The sequence below is a fragment of the Catellatospora sp. KI3 genome (assembly GCF_029948125.1).
Lineage (GTDB): Bacteria > Actinomycetota > Actinomycetes > Mycobacteriales > Micromonosporaceae > Catellatospora.
Window position 1 is genome coordinate 537,434 of sequence record NZ_JASAMB010000002.1, and the last position, 17,095, is coordinate 554,528.

A 17,095-nucleotide genomic window follows, 5' to 3' on the forward strand; every position below is an offset into this window, starting at 1 on the left:
ACAGCACTCCCTTGTGCGGCTGTTCCAGGTGCGATGAGACGGTGGGCGAGGACCGGTGGGTGCCCCAGGGCCAGTGGAAGGCGCCCCGGCGTACCACCAGGCGGGTGAGGGGGACGGCGGGTCGGTAGGCGAGGTGCAGGTGCGAGGGGGCGTCCAGGAGCTGGAGGTCGGCGGCGGCGCCGACCGACAGCCGGCCCAGGTCCGGGCGGCGCAGGGCGCGGGCGCCGCCGGCGGTGGCGGCCCAGACGGCTTCGCCGGGGGACATGCCCATCTCGCGTACGGCCACCGCGACGCAGAACGGCATCGAGGAGGTGTACGACGAGCCCGGGTTGCAGTCGGTGGCCAGCGCGACGGTCGCCCCGGCGTCGAGCAGGCGGCGGGCGTCCGGATACGGCGCGCGGGTGGAGAACTCGGCCCCGGGCAGCAGCGTCGCCACCGTGTCGGAGTTCGCCAGCGCGTCCACGTCCGCGTCGGACAGGTGGGTGCAGTGGTCGGCCGAGGCGCAGTCCAGCTCGACCGCGAGCCGCACGCCGCCGCCCATGGTGAGCTGGTTGGCGTGGATGCGCGGGCGCAGCCCGGCGGCGATGCCCGCCTTCAGCACCGAGCGCGACTCCTCGACGTCGAAGGCGCCCCGCTCGCAGAACACGTCCACCCACCGCGCGTACGGCGCGCAGGCGGTCAGCATCTCGCCGTTGACCAGGGACACGTAGTCCTCGGGGCCGTCGGCGGGCTTCACGTGCGCCCCGAGGTAGGTGACCTCGTCGCTGAACTCGGCGGCGATGCGCAGGCTGCGGGCCTCGTCGGCGGTGCTCAGGCCGTACCCACTCTTGATCTCGATGGTGGTGGTGCCCTGCCGCAGCCCCTCGCCGACCAGGCGGGCGACGTTGGCGCGCAGCTGGTCGTCGGTGGCGGCCCGGGTGGCGGCCACGGTCGTGCGGATACCCCCGCCGGTGTACGGCTCACCGCTCATCCGCGCCGCGAACTCCGCCGCCCGGTCCCCGGCGAACACCAGGTGGCTGTGGCTGTCCACGAACCCAGGCAGCGCTGCCGCGCCAGCGGCATCGAGCCGCTCGTCGGCGGCGGGTGCCGACTTCGCCGGGCCGACCCACTCGACCCGGTCGCCGACCACGATCGCCGCGTCGCGCACGATGCCCAGCGGGCCCTCGCCCAGCGCCGGATCGTTGGTGACCAGCTCGCCGATGTTGGTGATCAGGACGCTCACGGGTTCGCCTCCCAGAGATGGCCCGCGCTGCCCGGAACAGGGCTGCTCAGAACAGGCACGTGATCGCCTCCCGCAGTTCGCGCGGCACGTCGATCTCGCGGTGCCGCCCGTCGCGGACGATCTCGCGGCCACCCGCGACCACGTGGGTGACGTCGGCGGCGCCCGCCGCGAACAGCACGCCCTCGGGCTCGATCCCGGCGGTGCGCACGCTGTCCAACGAGACGGTGACCAGGTCGGCGCGCATGCCGACCGCGATCGAGCCCGCGTCGGGCCAGCCCAGACTGGTGTGGCCGGTGGCCGCCGCGCGCAGTTCGGCCGGGGTGAAGTGCCCGCGCCGCCGCGTGGCCAGGCGTTCGTTCAGCTCCAGCGCCCGCGCTTCCTCGAAGAAGTCTATGACCGCGTGGCTGTCGCTGCCCAAGGTCAGCCGGGCGCCCGCGTCGGCCAGGGTCCGGGCCGGGCCGATGCCGTCGCCCAGGTCGCGCTCGGTGGTCGGGCAGAAGCAGGCGTACGACCCCGACAGCAGCGCGATGTCGGCGTGCGTGAGGTGCGTGGCGTGCACCGCTGAGAACGTCTCGTGCACCGCCCCGAAGTCGGCCAGCACCTGCGTCGGCGTACGGCCGTGCTCGGCCAGGCAGGCCTCGTTCTCGGCGACCTGCTCCGACACGTGCGCGTGTAGCGGGCGGCCGCCCGCCCATGCGGCGATCGTCGGCAGCTGCGCGGTCGGCACGGCGCGCACGGAGTGGATCGCGGCGCCGACGAGCAGGTGCGGCTGGTCGCCGATCGCGTCCACGCGTTCGGCCCAGCGCAGGGCGTCGCCGTCGCCGAAGCGCAGCTGCGGGCCTTCGAGGGGTTTTCCGTCGACCGAGGCGGTGAGATAGAGGGTGTCCAGGAGGGTGATGCGCAGGCCCGCGTCCTGGGCGGCGGCGATGAGGGCGTGGCCCATCGCGTTCGGGTCGGCGTACGGGGTGCCGCCGGTGCCGTGGTGGAGGTAGTGGAACTCGCCGACGGTGGTGATGCCGGAAAGGGCCATCTCGCCGTATACGGCTCTGGCCAGGCGGTAGTAGGAGTCGGGGTCGAGGGCGCGGGCGACGGTGTACATCTGGGTGCGCCAGGTCCAGAAGTCGCCGCGGTCGGCGTGGGTGCGGCCGCGCAGCGCGCGGTGGAACGCGTGCGAGTGCGCGTCGGCGAAGCCGGGGATGGTGATGCCCGGGCGCCACTCGGCGGCCTCGCCGCCCCGCTCTTCAATTGACGCTGGCCTATCCAGAGGACCGTTTTCGTCCAGCCGTCCTCTGGATAGGCCAGCGTCGATGCTAGGCGGGACGGCGGAACCGCCGCCGGGGGCCACGCGGGCGAAGCGGCCGTCGCGGATGTCGAGCAGGACGTCGGCGGCCACCCCGTCGGGCAGCCAGGCGTACTCGCAGCGGATCAGCACGCCAGCTCCTGCAGCACGTCGGCCAGCGCCCGAACGCCGGACTCGCAGTCGGCGTCGACGGCGTGCTCGGCGGGGGAGTGCGACACCCCGGTCGGGTTGCGCACGAACAGCATCGCCGTCGGCAGCACCGTGCTCAGCACCCCCGCGTCGTGCCCGGCGCCGGTCGGCAGCACCGGCGCGTCGTCGAGCACCTTCGCCAGCCGGTCGCGCAGCCCCACGTGGAACTCCGTCTCCGGTGACACCGACTCGGCGGTCAGCTCCACCTTCGTACCGTCCTCACGGGCCCGCGCGCGTGCCGCGTCGTACACGGCCGCGACCACCGCCTCCATCGTGTCCGGGGCGTCCGCGCGGGCGTCCAGCCACGCGCTGACCAGCGACGGGATCGCGTTGGTGGCGTTGGGGGCGACCTGCACCCGGCCGATGGTCGCGTGCGCGCCCAGCCGCCGCGCCTCGGCGTTGGCGGCCAGCACCGTCGCGGCGAAGGTCAGCATCGGGTCGCGCCGGTCGGCCATCAGCGTGGTGCCGGCGTGGTTGGCCTGGCCGTGGAAGTCCAGCCGCCACCGGCCGTGCGGCCAGATCGCGCTGGCCACGCCCACGGCCCGGTCCAGGTCGACCAGGGCCCGGCCCTGCTCGACGTGCAGCTCGACATAGCAGCCCAGGCGCGCGACGAGGTCCGGCCGGGCGCCGGTCGGGACGGCGCCCATGGCCTGGGCCAGGGTGACGCCGTCGCGGTCGGTCAGCGCGGCGGCCGCGGCCGGGGCGATCGCGCCGGTGAGCAGCCGCGAGCCGAGGCAGGCCAGCCCGAACCGGGAGCCCTCCTCCTCGGCGAAGACGGCGACGCCGATCGGGCGGGCCGGGGTGACGCCGCGTACGCGCAGCTCGTCGACGGCCAGCAGGGCGCTGACCACGCCCAGCGGGCCGTCGTACGCGCCGCCGTGCGGCACCGAGTCCAGGTGCGAGCCGGTCAGTACGGCGTCACCGGCGGCCGGGTCGCCCCACCAGGCGAACAGGTTGCCGTTGCCGTCCTCCTCGACCGCCAGGTCGCGGGCGGCGGCCTGGTCCAGGAACCAGGCCCGCAGCCGCGCCTCGGCCGGCGTGTACGCGTACCGCAGGTAGCCGCCGGTGCCGGGGTCGCGCCCCACCGGCGCCAGCTGCGCCCACAGCTGCGCGAACGTGCTCATGACTCACGCATCGGCACGCGTACCCCGCGCTCGGCGGCGACGTCGACGGCCTGGTCGTAGCCCGCGTCGACGTGGCGGATGACGCCCATGCCCGGGTCGTTGGTGAGCACCCGCTCGATCTTCTGCCCGGCCAGCGCCGTGCCGTCGGCGACGGTGACCTGGCCGGCGTGGATGGAGCGGCCGATGCCGACGCCGCCGCCGTGGTGGATCGACACCCACGAGGCGCCGGAGGCGGTGTTGACCATCGCGTTGAGCAGCGGCCAGTCGGCGATGGCGTCGGAGCCGTCGAGCATCGACTCGGTCTCCCGGTACGGCGAGGCGACGCTGCCGCAGTCGAGGTGGTCGCGGCCGATGACGATCGGGGCCTTCAGCGTGCCGTCGGCGACCATCTCGTTGAACCGGACACCCGCCTTGTCCCGCTCGCCGTAGCCGAGCCAGCAGATCCGGGCGGGCAGGCCCTGGAACGCGACCCGCTCCCCGGCCATCTTGATCCACCGGGCCAGCGACTCGTTCTCCGGGAACAGGTCGAGCACGGCCTTGTCGGTGGCCGCGATGTCGGCCGGGTCGCCGGAGAGCGCCGCCCAGCGGAAGGGCCCCTTGCCCTCGCAGAACAGCGGCCGGATGTACGCGGGCACGAACCCCGGGAAGGCGAACGCCCGCTCGTACCCGCCGAGCATGGCCTCGCCGCGGATCGAGTTGCCGTAGTCGAACACCTCGGCACCGGCGTCCATGAACCCGACCATGGCCTCGACGTGCTTGGCCATGCTGGCGCGGGCCCGCGCGGTGAACTCCTCCGGCTTGTCGTCGGCGAAGCTCTGCCACTGCTCGACCTCGACGCCCTCCGGCAGGTACGACAGCGGGTCGTGCGCGCTGGTCTGGTCGGTGACGATGTCGATGGCGACGCCGCGCAGCAGCAACTCCGGGAAGATCGTCGCCGCGTTGCCGACCACGCCCACCGACAGCGGGCGGCGCTGCGCCTTGGCGGCCAGGGCCAGTTCGATGCCGTGGTCGAGCGAGTCGGCCACCACGTCGAGGTAGCGCTGCTGCACCCGGCGGTCCAGGCGGGTCTTGTCGACGTCGACGATCAGGCAGACGCCGTCGTTCATGGTGACGGCCAGGGGCTGGGCTCCGCCCATACCCCCGCAGCCGCCGGTCAGCGTGAGCGTCCCCGTCAGCGTGCCGCCGAACTTCTTCTCGGCCACGGCCGCGAACGTCTCGTAGGTGCCCTGCAGGATGCCCTGGGTGCCGATGTAGATCCACGAGCCGGCGGTCATCTGGCCGTACATGGTCAGGCCGAGGGCCTCCAGGCGGCGGAACTCCGGCCAGGTGGCCCAGTCGCCGACCAGGTTGGAGTTGGCCAGCAGCACCCGGGGCGCCCACTCGTGGGTGCGGAACACGCCGACCGGGCGGCCCGACTGGACCAGCATGGTCTCGTCGTCCTTCAGCGTGGTCAGGGTGCGGATCAGCGCGTGGAAGCTGGGCCAGTCGCGGGCGGCCTTGCCGGTGCCGCCGTACACCACCAGGTCCTGGGGGCGCTCGGCCACCTCCGGGTCGAGGTTGTTGCTCAGCATCCGGATGGCGGCTTCCTGCTGCCAGCCCCGGGCGGACAGGGTGGTGCCGCGGGCGGCGCGAATGATCTGGTCCATCTGCCTACTCCATGAAGACGGCACGGCGGGTGGCCGAGCTCTCGAAGTGTTCGAGCCGGCGCTGGGTGGCGGCCGGATCGATGTCGCTCATCGCCTGCAGCAGCACCATGGTCAGCACCATCGGTGCGGTGTGCAGGTCGAACACGAGTTGCGAGCCGACCGCGGCGGTGAGCGCGACGTCGGCGAAGTCGGCGGCCGGGCTGACCGGCGAGTCGGTCACCACGACCAGCGCGAGGCCCAGGGACCGGGCCTCGGCGAGCGCGTCGCGCAGCTCGCGGGGGTAGCGCGGCAGCGCGTACGCCAGGACGGCGCGCGCGCCGGAGTCGGCGGCCTGCTCCAGCCGCTCGATGAGCAGGCTGCCGCCGCTGTCGAAGACCCGCACCTCGGGGTGGATCTTGGCGGCGAAGTAGCCGAAGTAGCCCGCCAGCGGCGCGGCGGCGCGCAGGCCGAGCACCGGCAGCGGGCGGCTGGCCGCCAGCAGTCCCGCCGCGGCGTGCACGGCGGCCGGGTCGGCCAGGGTGTCGGCCAGGCGGGTCAAGTTCGAGATCTCATCGCGTACGGCCCGCTGCAGGTCGTTGGCCTCGTCCTCGACCACCGGGGCGCCCGCGCTCAGCTCGCGCAGCCGCCGCCGCAGCGCGGGATAGCCGTCGAACCCGAGCGCCATCGCGAACCGGGTCACCGACGGCTGGCTGACCTGCGCCATCTCGGCCACCTCGGCCGCTGACAGGTACGCGGCCGTGTCCGCGTGGTGCACCAGCTCGCGGGCGATGCGCCGCTGGGTCGGGGTCAGCCGCGCCCCCTGCACGAGCTCCCGCACCCCGGCCGCCGCCCCGGAAGTAACCCCAACATTCACTCAGCCACTGTATGCAAGTTTTCATTCAGAAGCTACCCCGCACCGGTCGACCGGGTCCGCCCGGACATCTGGTAAGGGGCGCGCCGAGGTGGTAGAAAGCGGCAGAGGATTCATGTTCGTGGAAGGTGCGCCATGCCCGACCGCAAGACGAGAATCAGGCGCGCCGTGTCGCGCACCCCGCTCGCACCGCTGGCCGCGCTGCCCAAACGGCTCGCCCGGGTCGCCAAGCACGACGCCGGGGTCCTCCGCGAGTCCGCCCGCTGGCTGGTGAAGTCCCGCGAACACCACAACTACACCTACGACCTGACCGCGCTCAACCGCGAACACCTGGCCTGGTTCGTCAGCGTCGTCGGCGACGCGCCCGTCGGGCAGGTGCGCGCGTGGATGGCCGAGATCGAGGCCGACACGGACCTGCGCACCCACATCGAGACCACCACCGCGAACGCCGCCCGCCGCGGCCTGGCCGACAAGAAGGTCCGCTACGCCCGGCGCCTGGGCTGGTACGCCCTGATCCGGGCGGTCCGGCCCGCGCACGTGGTCGAGACCGGGGTCGACAAGGGCCTGGGCACCTGCGTGATCGCCTCGGCGCTGCTGCGCAACGCCGCCGAGGGGCACCCCGGGCGGGTCACCTCGCTGGACATCAACCCCGAGGCCGGCTACCTGGCCCGGGCGCAGCCGTGGGCGTCGGTGGTCGACCTGGTCATCGGCGACTCGATCGCCTCGATCAACGCGCTGGACCGGCCGGTGGACCTGTTCCTGCACGACAGCGACCACAGCGCCGCGCACGAGCTGCGCGAGTTCACCGCGGTCGAGTCGAAGCTGTCCGAGCGAGCCCTGCTGCTCACCGACAACGTGACCGTGACGCGGGTGCTGTCCCAGGTCGCCGAGAAGACCGGCCGCCGCTTCCTCGCCTTCCGCGAGCAGCCCTCCCACCACTGGTACCCGGGCGACGGCATCGGCGCCGCCTGGCGCTGACCGGCGCGGCCCGGCTGGCCACTGCCGCCGGTTCGTGATCGCCGTCAGGTGATCAGCGGCTGCGGTCGAAAACTGCGTTTACAGCCGAGCTTTTGACCGCGGACAGCGATCACCACGGGCGAGGGGCCCCGCCGGAACCGGCGGAGCCCCTCGTTCGGTGCGGTGCGGTCAGTGGCCCAGGAGGTGGCGGAGGGAGCGTTTGACCAGGTCGTTGCGGTCGGTGGGGGACAGGCCCTCGATGCCGAAGCCGGTGAGGACCGTGTCGCGGGTCGTCACGATGCTGCCCTCCTCGAAGGCCAGCTGGCTGCGGGTGAAGTCGCCGCTGTTGCCGGGCGACCCCGCGGGCGGGCCCGCGATCGCCCAGCCGCCCAGGTCGCTCTCGAACGAGGTGTCGGCGACGGCCGCGCCGTCGGCCTTGACCGTCACGTCGTCGAGGAAGACGCCCAGCCCCTGGGTGCCCCAGTCGGAGGCGTACGAGATGGACAGCTCGACCTGCTTGCCCGCGTACGGGGTGAGGTCGAACGCCAGTTCCGTCCAGCCGCCGGAGGCGCCGGTCAGCGCGTTCCAGGAGCCGGTGGTGCCCGTCGCCGAGCAGTCCCAGCCCTGGTAGTGGGCCAGGAACGGGTGCACGCCGTCGACCCAGCCCGCGGCGCAGCTCTCGCCGGTGCCCTGGGTGCTGTGCCCGGTGGTGTCGGGCAGCGTGGTCCAGCTGTCCGTGCCGACCTCGTGCGCCTCGACGAACAGGTAGTCCCACTCCGGCTCGGTGTCGAACGAGGACCAGAACCGCAGCTCACCGCTGGTCTTGCCGGTGAGGTCGACGGTACGGGTCAGCCGCTTGTAGCTGGAGTCGGCCCGGCCGCTGTAGAGGTACCAGCCGCCGGTGTGCGGGTCGTACGGGGCGGCGCCGGGGCGCAGCCAGTCGGCCGGGGCGGAGCTGCGGAACTGCGGGAACGAGGCCGGGGGCAGGAAGCTGGACGTGCTCAGGAACGAGGCGGTGTGCGCCTGGTTGCCGGCCGATCCGGCCCCGTTGAGGGTGCCGGTGAAGCCGCTGAACGCGCCCGTGCTGCCGCCCAGCGGGTACGGGTTGTCGTCGGGTGCGGTGCCGCCGCCGTCGATGTAGCTGTACGCGCCGAGCCAGTACTGCAGGAAGTCGTTGAGGACCGGCAGGCACGGGTACTCGCGGACGGTGCACTCGGGCTCGGTGGGCACGTTCGGGTTGTAGAAGTAGGAGCCGTCGGCGGACTGGGCGTACTCGGCGTACTGGCCGGAGAGCAGCAGCTTGCCGCCCTCGTTGAGGTAGTCGCGCACGGCCAGCTCGATGTCGAGCGAGGCCTTGGCGGTGGTGCCGCCGGGCTGGCCGAGCTGGCGCAGGATGATGTCGTCGCCGGTCTCCCAGACGATCGCGTCGTAGTGCGACAGCACGCCCAGCGGGTGCGGCGCCTGCCGGCCCATGGCGTCGAAGTCGTACACGTCGCTGGTGTAGCCCGCGGCGGTCAGCGCCTCGGCGTAGGAGCCGGCGTACTTGGCGGCGGTGCCGGTCTGGGCCGGGCTGGCGCCGGTGACGTCCTCGGCGGCCAGGATGAGCACCTTGCCGCCGATGTCGTCGTGCACCTTGTAGGTGAAGTGCTCGCTGGCGGTCGGCCCGCTCTTGCCGCGGCCGGTGAACCACACCTCGACCTGGTCGCCCGCCCTGGTGCCGGTGACCTTGCCGCGGAATTCGCCGTAGTAGTCGTCGTTGGTGTCGCCGTAGCGCTCGCCGCCCTGCCACTCCTTGACCCCGGCGGTCTTCGTGTAGCCGCCGTTGACGCGCCAGTGCAGCTTGACGTCCTTGAGGGTGCGCCGGACGGTCGCGGCCACCGGCTGGGTGCGGCCGTACGACACGTCGAAGGCGTCGACGACGAAGTCGGGGGTGGTGCGCCCGACGGCGGAGACCGGGTTGGCCGGGTCGGCGGCCGACGTGGCCAGTGACAGCGCGAACGGGATGTTCTTCAGGAACTCGTCCTGGACCAGCTTCTCGTCGTCCGGGAAGTTGAAGACGCTGGCGCAGTCCTCGGCGTGCCACGGGTCGTCCGGGTCGAGGTTGGACGCCGTCTCGCAGGTGCTCATCTCGGGCGTGAAGCCGAGCGTGCCGTACTCGACCGCCATGTGCATGTCGGTGTCGCCGTTGGTGGTGTACAGCTCGGCGGAGATGTCCGGGTCGTAGCCGGGGATGGCCGAGTGCGCGTCGTCGCCGGCCAGCGCCTCGTAGATGACGTCGTCGGGCGTGGGCGTGCTGACCTGCCAGCCGGCGCCGTACAGCAGCAGCTCGGCGGCGGAGTGGTAGTTGACGAAGAAGTCGAACTTCACCCGCTTGAACAGCGCGTTCAGCGCCTTGGACTCCGGCTCGGAGTTGGGTCCGGCGCCGCGGAAGGTCTCGCTGGCCGGGTCGTCGGAGGAGCCCTCGTTGTCGTAGCCCCACTTGGTGCCGTAGTTGCGGTTCGGGTCGACGCCGTCACCGGCGCCGATCACGCCGTCGCCGTTGTTGTCGCGCAGGTTCTTGCGCCACAGCCGGTTGCCGTCGGTGAAGGTGAAGTCGTAGCCGTCCGGGTTGGCCACCGGGATGAACCACAGCTCGCGGGTGTTGACCAGGCTGGTCAGCTCGGGGTCGGTGCCGTACCCGTCGAGGAAGTGGTGCAGCAGGCGGCGCGTCATCTCGGGGGTGATCCACTCGCGGGCGTGCTGCCCGCCCATGTAGACCACCGACGGGCGGCTGCCGTCGCGGACCGAGCGGGCGTGGCGGGTCACCTTGACGGCGGTGATCGGCTTGCCCTGCACGGTGTAGCCGATCGTCTCCAGCTTGGCCAGGTCCGGGTGGGCGGCGGCGGTCTGCACCAGCTCCTCGCGCAGTCCCCCCGGGCCGCTGTAGGGCCGGAACACGGCCGGGCCGGCCAGGCGGCGCAGCGACTGCGAGGCGGGCCTGCCGTCGATCGTCTTGACCGCCAGCTTCACGCCCTGGCTCGCGAGCCGGGCCGCGTCGCGCCGGGTGAGCACGACCTCGACGGCGATCCTGTCGCCGGACGCTGGCTTGACCGCCACGTCCTCGCGGTCCAGGCCCAGCGCGCTGAAGCGGCCGATCTGGTTGGCCGCTATCTCGCCGACGTAGACCTCGAGCGGGTTGGCCTGGTCGGCGGCCTTGGCGGTGGTCGGCGGTGCCGCCGAGCCGACCGCCTGCGCGCTGCCCGGCAGGATCAGCGCGATCGCGCCGACCACGCCGAGGCCAGCGGCCACGATCCGTGATCTTGTCATCTGTGCTCCCCCTGGGTGTCGAAGGACTTCGAAAGAAAGCCTTCGGGTCACCGTCACATATGTCAATACTTGAGGCCACGATCGAGTGGGCGGAGGGGGCGCCGTTCACGTGTCCGCAACAGGCTAAAGCGCGCAGGTCGCGCGGTGGCTCAGCGCGCGCGCGTGGCGTCGGTGGCGACCAGCCGGTAACCGACGCCGCGCACGGTCTCCAGGGCCAGCTCGCCGTCGGCCACGGCCAGCTTGACGCGCAGCCGCTTCACGGCTGAGTGCAGGATCGACGTGTCGCCCAGGTAGGCGCCGCCCCACACCGCCTGGAACAGCCGCTGGTACGTCCACACCGTCGGCGGCGGCCCGGCCAGGCAGCCCAGCAGGCGCCGCTCCAGCCTGGTCAGCGACAGCGGCGCGCCGTGCCAGCTCACCCGGTGCCCGCCCGCCTCGATGACCAGGCCGCCCAGCTGCACCCGCTCGGCGTGCACGGCGGTGACCGCCGCCACCGGCGACGCCTGCTCGGCGGCGGCCGGTTCGGGGAACAGGATGCCGCGCAGCTCGTCCAGGTCGGCGCAGATGAGCACGGCACCGCACGAGTCCAGGCGGCGCACCAGGCGTTCGCGTACCGCCAGATCGGACGATACGCAGACAACCAGCGGCACATCGGCAGCGATCACCGCAACCTCCCCAGTGGTTGCTCAAACGCATAGGTTGCTCAAACGCCTACAGACAACCCGCTTACATAGATCAAGTCAACTATTTGTCGGTCAGATTCGTGACGCCGACGGCATTCTGCCCGAATCGACGGAGTACTGACAGGGACTTGCCCGCCCATGGCCATTGATCGCCGCCATTGGCTGACCGAAGCATGGCATGCAATGGCCTGCGCGGGACATCCCCGTCGCGGGCCGCTCATCCAGGGGAGGACGAGAGATGTCACAAGCCAGCCGGCGTAACAGCCGGTCGCGGTGGCCGCAACGCCTGGCCGCCGTTTCGGTACTGCTGCTGGCCGCGGCCGGCACGCCCGCGGTGTCGGCGCAGGCCGCGCCCGCGAGCAGGGCAGAGGTCAGCGCGGCGGTGCGCGCCGCGGTGGCCGGCGGAGGGACCACCGGATTCCTGGTGTACCTGCGCGAGAAGGCCGACCTGAGCCCGGCGGCGACCGCGGCGAGCTCGACCGAGCGCGCCACCCGCGTCTACAGCGCGCTGACCGCGACGGCGGCCAGCAGCCAGCGCGATGTGCGGACGCTGCTGGACGACCGCAAGGTGAGCTACAAGTCGTTCTGGATCGCCAACGCGCTGCTGGTGCAGGGCGACCAGTCGGTCCTCGACGCGCTGGCGGCCGAGCCGACCGTGGCCAGCATCGCCCCGTCCAAGACGTACCCGCTGGTCCAGCCGATCCACGGCACCGACCAGGCGACCGTCAACGCGGTCGAGTGGGGCCTGGACAACATCAAGGCGCCGCAGGTGTGGTCGGAGTACGGCGTACGCGGTGAGGGCGTCGTCGTGGCCAACATCGACAGCGGCGTGCAGTACGACCACCCGGCGCTGGTCGGCAAGTACCGCGGCAACACCGGCGGCACGTTCGCCCACGACTACAACTGGTTCGACCCGACCGGGCTGTGCACCGGAGGGACGCCCTGCGACAACAACGACCACGGCACCCACACCATGGGCACCATGGTCGGCGACGACGGCGCCGGCAACGTGATCGGCGTGGCGCCCGGGGCGAAGTGGATCGCGGCCAAGGGCTGCGAGGTCGTCAACTGCTCCGACGCGTCGCTGCTGGCCGCCGCGCAGTGGGTGCTCGCCCCGACCGACCGGGCCGGCAACAACCCGCGCCCGGACCTGCACCCGGACATCGTCAACAACTCGTGGGGCGGTGGCGGCGGCGACCTGTGGTACGAGGACTCCGTCGACGCCTGGATCGCCGCGGGCATCTTCCCGATGTTCTCCAACGGCAACGAGGGCCCGAACTGCGGCACGGCGGGCTCGCCCGGCGACTACCCGCAGTCGTACTCGGCCGGTGCCTACAACAGCAGCAACGTCATCGCGGGCTTCAGCAGCCGCGGCGCCTCGGCGGTGGATGCCGGCATCAAGCCGAACATCGCCGCCCCGGGCGTGAACGTGCGCTCCAGCGTCCCCGGCGGCGGGTACGACTCCTTCAGCGGCACCTCGATGGCCTCGCCGCACGTGGCGGGCACCGTCGCGCTGCTGTGGTCGGCGGCCCCGGCGCTCAAGGGCGACATCGACGCCACGAAGGCGCTGCTCGACGACACGGCCGTCGACGTCGACTCGCTCGGCTGCGGTGGCACCGTCGACGACAACAACAACTTCGGCGAGGGCCGGCTCGACGCGTACGCGGCGGTCACGGCCGCACCGCGCGGCCCGCACGGCACCGTCACCGGCACCGTGACCGACGCCGCGACCGGCACCGCGCTGGCCGGCGCCACCGTCTCGGTGACCGGCCGCACCGTCACCACCGCCGCGAACGGCTCCTTCGAGCTGTCCGTCCCGGCGGGGGCGAACGAGGTGACCGCGAGCAAGTACGGCTACCACGCCGTCACGCAGACCGTCACCGTCGCCGAGGACGCCACCGTCACGCAGAACTTCGCGCTGACCCCGGCGCCGATGGTGACCGTCAGCGGCAAGGTGACCGACGGCTCCGGCCACGGCTACCCGCTGTACGCCCGCATCGACGTCGCGGGCGCGCCCGGCGCGGTCTTCACCGACCCGTTCACCGGCCGCTACAGCGTCGACCTGCCCGGCAACGCCACCTACCAGTTCAGCACCGCCCCGCTGTACCCCGGCTACCGCACCGCGACCACCTCGGTGGTCCTGGCCGCGGCCGCCAAGACCGTGAACGTGGCGGTCACCGTCGACCCCGGCTGCACCGTGGCGGGCTACGCCTCGGCGTTCAGCACCCCGCTGCTGTCGGAGGACTTCGGCACCGGCAGCCTGCCGGCCGGCTGGACCACCGCCACCCGCACCACGGGCGGCGACTGGGCGTTCACCGACCTCGGTGCGCGCGGCAACCTGACCGGCGGCACCGGCGGCTTCGCCATCCTGGACAGCGACAAGCTCGGTACGGGCAAGACGCAGGACGCCGACCTGATCACGCCGGTGCTCGACCTGTCCGGCTCGGCCGCGCCGTACCTGCGGTTCAACAGCGACTACCGCGCGTTCTCCAACAGCATCGCCGACGTGGACGTCAGCACCGACGGCACCACGTGGACGAACGTCTGGCACCAGACCACCGCCAACCTGCGCGGCCCCCGGGTCGAGCAGATCGCGCTGACCTCGCTCGCGGGCTCGGCCACCGCCCAGATCCGGTTCCACTACAAGGGCACCTGGGCCTGGTGGTGGCAGGTCGACAACGTCGAGGTCGTCAACCGGACCTGCTCGCCGGTCCCCGGCGGCCTGGTCGCCGGGATCACCACCGACGCCAACACCGGCGCCGGGCTCAACGGCGTGACCGTGACCAGCACCGACGTCCCCGGTGACAAGGCCGTCTCGGCGGCCACGCCGGACGACCCGGCGCTGGGCGACGGCTTCTACTGGCTGTTCTCGACGGTGACCGGGGCGCACCCGTTCGCCGCGGCGAAGGCGCCGTACGCCACGCTCAGCAAGAGCGTGACCGTGGTCGCCGACGGGGTCAAGCGGACCGACTTCGCGCTGAAGTCCGGCCGGTTGACGATCTCCCCGACCGACGTGCAGTCGTTCCAGCCGTACGGCAGCACCCGCAAGACCACGCTGACCGTCACCAACACCGGCTCCGCCACCGCGACGGTGGACGTGCTGGAGCGCGGCGGCGACTTCGAGATCCTCGGCCGGGCCGGTGCCCCGCTGGTGGAGTCGAAGCTGCCCGGCGGCAAGGCACCGCGCGGGATGACCGGCGTGGCCGGCACCCGACCGGCGGACACGGCCCCGGCGGCGGCCGGAGCCTGGGCTCCGATCGCCGACTACCCGGTGGACGTCTTCGACAACGCGGCGGCCTCGCTGGAGGGCAAGGTCTACTCGGTCGGCGGCGGTAGCGGCACCGGCAACGAGAACAAGGCCTTCCGGTACGACCCGGTGACCGGTGCCTGGTCGGCTCTGCCGAACCTGCCCACCGGCCGGGCCAAGCCGCAGGTCGCGGCCGTCGCCGGCAAGCTCTACGTGCTGGGCGGCTGGAACGGCAGCGGTACGCCGATCTCCAGTGTCGACGTGTTCGACCCGATCGCCGGCACCTGGAGCACCCTGTCCGGCGTGATCAACCCGAAGCCGCGCTCGGCGGCGGGCATCGCGGTCGCCAACGGAAAGATCATCACGGTGGGCGGCTGCACCGACAGCAGCTGCACCGAGTCCACCGACACGGTGATCTTCGACCCGTCGACCAACGTGTTCACCCTCGGTGCGCCCTACCCGCAGGGTGTCGCCTGGATGTCCTGCGGCGGCGTCTCCGGCAAGGTCTACTGCGCCGGCGGTAGCGGCGCGGCCGACTTCGACAACGGCTTCGCCTACGACGGCAGCAGCTGGTCGCCGATCGCCGACATGCCGTTCGACCTGTGGGGCTCGGCCGGCACCGCCGGCGGGGGCCTGCTGGTGCTGGCCGGTGGCGTCACCGACGGCTCCACCACGGTGACGAACAAGACCATCGCCTACGACCCGGCCGCCAACGCCTGGCTCACCCTGCCCAACGCCGCCAACGCGGTGTACCGGGCCGGGGCCGCCTGCGGCGCGTACAAGATCGGCGGTTCGCCGACCTCGTTCGTCGGGTCGAAGAAGTCGGAGTTCCTCGGCGACCTAGGGCAGTGCGACGAGGCCACCGAGATCAGCTGGCTGACCGAGACCCCGGCGTCGTTCACCCTGGCCGCGGGCAAGTCGCGCACCATCACGGTCACCCTGACCGCGACGGCCGCGGCGGGCGTGCAGCAGCCCGGCACCTACACCGCGCAGCTGGCGCTGCGCTCGGACACGCCGTACCCGGTGTCCGGGGTGGACGTCGAGATGAACGTCTCGCCGCCGCCGAGCTGGGGCAAGATCCAGGGCACCGTGCTCGGCCAGCCCTGCTCGGGCGGCCCGGTGGGCGTGCCCGCGATCGTCCGGGTGAACCTGCTCGACCTCCCGGACACCGGCTGGACCCTGCGCGCCGGGGCCGACGGCTCCTTCGCGTACTGGGTGCCGAAGGGCAACTACGAGGTCATCGTCGCCAAGGACGGCTGGATTCCGGAGGCCTTCAGGTTGAAGATCGAGGCGGGCATCGTCCGCACCGTGAACTTCACCCTCGACCCCGTGAACCCGTGCTGACCAGCACTCCCACTCCTCGCGTGTGAGGTGAGGTAAGGAAGGGCCCCTTCTTATCGCAATGCGATGTAGAAGGGGCCCTTCTTCACGCCGATCGCGTGAGGGTGTCGGAGGGCGGGGCTAGCGTTCGGGGCATGGTGACGCTGGAGGACGTACGGGAGATCACGCGGACGCTGCCGCGCACCGAGGAGGCGCTGGTCCGCGACTACGTGAAGTTCCGCGTCCGGGGCATCGTCTACGCCTCGGTCTCGCCCGACGAGACGATCATGGGGTTCGGCTTCCCGAAGGAGGAGCGGGCCGACCTGGTCGCCGCCGAGCCGGCGAAGTTCCTGCTGCCCCGCGAGTCGGACCTGCGGTTCCACTGGGTGCAGGCGCGGCTGGCCGCCCTCGACGAGCAGGAGCTCTACGAGCTGGTCACCGAGGCGTGGCGGATGACGGTCCCGAAGAAGGTCGCCGCCGCCCGGCTGGGCGAGCGGCGCTGAGGCGGGCGCGGCCGGCGCCGCTCAGTGGACGTAGCCCTTCTCCTTGCGTACGTCGAGCACGGCGGCGGGTGCCTGGTGGCCGAAGTCGAACACCTTGGCCCAGGTCGGCGTGATGGAGATCCGGACCAGCTGGTCCCATAGACTCGTGACGTGCGCCTCCCAGTTGGCGTACTGCACGCTGTCGCGCAGCAGCCGGCGCCCGGTGTCGAGGTAGTCGTCCGGGATGCCGTCGACCAGGGTCAGCGTGGCGGTGCCGCGCACCATCAGCAGCCGGGGCGGCTGGCTCTCGGTGTCGACGGTGAGCGCCACCTTCGGGTTGGCCCGCAGCGCCGCGACCTTGGGTGAGGCGGGCAGGGTGAAGATCTCGAACGTGTCGCCGTTGAAGATGAAGCTGATGGGGATGACGCGAGGGTCGCCGTCGGGGCCGATGTAGGCCATCCGTACCGGGATCGCGGCGTTGAGCAGGTCTTTCGCGATCGGATCATTATTAAGTAGATAGTGTGCCTTATCGCTTCCCATCGGGCGACTGTAAGCGACTAGGGCCCCACTCAGCGTACGCAAAGATGCCGTGTCGCAGCACGGGAAGTACTTTCCATTGAAGGTCTTCGATGGTAGGGCCGGCGGGACTCGAACCCGCACTGGCGCGGACCTAAACCGCGTGCCTCTGCCAATTGGGCTACGGCCCCAGTGCGAACATTGTCGCCCATCGCCGGACCCGGCGCTGACCCAGGTCCGGCGCGTCGGCCGC

Annotated in this window: 10 protein-coding genes, 1 tRNA gene and 1 pseudogene; 3 read left to right on the plus strand and 9 right to left on the minus strand. The window is 72.1% G+C overall.

Going from position 1 to position 17,095, the window contains the following annotated elements:
- Nucleotides 1–91: 91 nt before the first annotated feature.
- From hutI to QEZ54_RS06335, 5 genes and pseudogenes are all read right to left on the minus strand, one after another.
- Nucleotides 92–1,222 (minus strand): annotated as a pseudogene (hutI, locus tag QEZ54_RS06315) (imidazolonepropionase); the annotation flags it as partial.
- 46 nt (nucleotides 1,223–1,268) lie between these two features.
- The gene (locus QEZ54_RS06320) at nucleotides 1,269–2,654 is read right to left on the minus strand and encodes a formimidoylglutamate deiminase (protein WP_281303496.1); all 1,386 of its coding nucleotides are present in this window, start codon (nucleotides 2,652–2,654) and stop codon (nucleotides 1,269–1,271) included.
- Complete coding sequence (locus QEZ54_RS06325; protein ID WP_281303497.1) at nucleotides 2,648–3,835, minus strand: allantoate amidohydrolase; 1,188 nt, start codon at nucleotides 3,833–3,835, stop codon at nucleotides 2,648–2,650. Before QEZ54_RS06325 ends, QEZ54_RS06320 begins: the two co-directional genes overlap by 7 nt.
- Nucleotides 3,832–5,481: a urocanate hydratase gene (hutU, locus tag QEZ54_RS06330; RefSeq protein WP_281303498.1), complete on the minus strand. Its 1,650-nt coding sequence runs from the start codon at nucleotides 5,479–5,481 to the stop codon at nucleotides 3,832–3,834. The genes QEZ54_RS06325 and hutU overlap by 4 nt, the downstream gene beginning before the upstream one ends.
- A 4-nt stretch (nucleotides 5,482–5,485) precedes the next feature.
- The gene (locus QEZ54_RS06335; RefSeq protein WP_281303499.1) at nucleotides 5,486–6,334 is read right to left on the minus strand and encodes a MurR/RpiR family transcriptional regulator; all 849 of its coding nucleotides are present in this window, start codon (nucleotides 6,332–6,334) and stop codon (nucleotides 5,486–5,488) included.
- A 132-nt stretch (nucleotides 6,335–6,466) separates the two neighbouring features.
- On the opposite strand from QEZ54_RS06335, the gene QEZ54_RS06340 reads away from it, so the two are divergent.
- Nucleotides 6,467–7,309 (plus strand): class I SAM-dependent methyltransferase, encoded by an 843-nt coding sequence (locus tag QEZ54_RS06340; protein ID WP_281303500.1) that lies wholly within the window; start codon nucleotides 6,467–6,469, stop codon nucleotides 7,307–7,309.
- A 168-nt stretch (nucleotides 7,310–7,477) separates the two neighbouring features.
- Here QEZ54_RS06340 and QEZ54_RS06345 read toward each other — a convergent pair whose 3' ends face one another.
- Together QEZ54_RS06345 and QEZ54_RS06350 are read right to left on the minus strand one after the other, a co-directional pair.
- Entirely contained in the window at nucleotides 7,478–10,594 is a 3,117-nt protein-coding gene (locus QEZ54_RS06345; protein WP_281303501.1) for a M14 family metallopeptidase, read from the minus strand.
- A 149-nt stretch (nucleotides 10,595–10,743) separates the two neighbouring features.
- Entirely contained in the window at nucleotides 10,744–11,214 is a 471-nt protein-coding gene (locus QEZ54_RS06350; protein WP_281303562.1) for a winged helix-turn-helix domain-containing protein, read from the minus strand.
- Nucleotides 11,215–11,515: 301 nt separating this feature from the next.
- On the opposite strand from QEZ54_RS06350, the gene QEZ54_RS06355 reads away from it, so the two are divergent.
- Both QEZ54_RS06355 and QEZ54_RS06360 read left to right on the plus strand, forming a co-directional pair.
- On the plus strand, nucleotides 11,516–15,868 hold the full coding sequence (locus QEZ54_RS06355; RefSeq protein WP_281303502.1) for a S8 family serine peptidase: 4,353 nt from the start codon (nucleotides 11,516–11,518) through the stop codon (nucleotides 15,866–15,868).
- A gap of 131 nt (nucleotides 15,869–15,999) precedes the next feature.
- Nucleotides 16,000–16,347: an MmcQ/YjbR family DNA-binding protein gene (locus QEZ54_RS06360; protein WP_281303503.1), complete on the plus strand. Its 348-nt coding sequence runs from the start codon at nucleotides 16,000–16,002 to the stop codon at nucleotides 16,345–16,347.
- Nucleotides 16,348–16,368: 21 nt separating this feature from the next.
- Here the strand turns inward: QEZ54_RS06360 and QEZ54_RS06365 are convergent, their stop codons facing one another.
- Together QEZ54_RS06365 and QEZ54_RS06370 are read right to left on the minus strand one after the other, a co-directional pair.
- Nucleotides 16,369–16,866, minus strand: coding sequence for a pyridoxamine 5'-phosphate oxidase family protein (locus tag QEZ54_RS06365; protein ID WP_281303504.1), 498 nt, complete (start codon nucleotides 16,864–16,866; stop codon nucleotides 16,369–16,371).
- A 90-nt stretch (nucleotides 16,867–16,956) separates the two neighbouring features.
- Nucleotides 16,957–17,033 (minus strand) — tRNA-Leu (locus QEZ54_RS06370).
- Nucleotides 17,034–17,095: the final 62 nt, after the last annotated feature.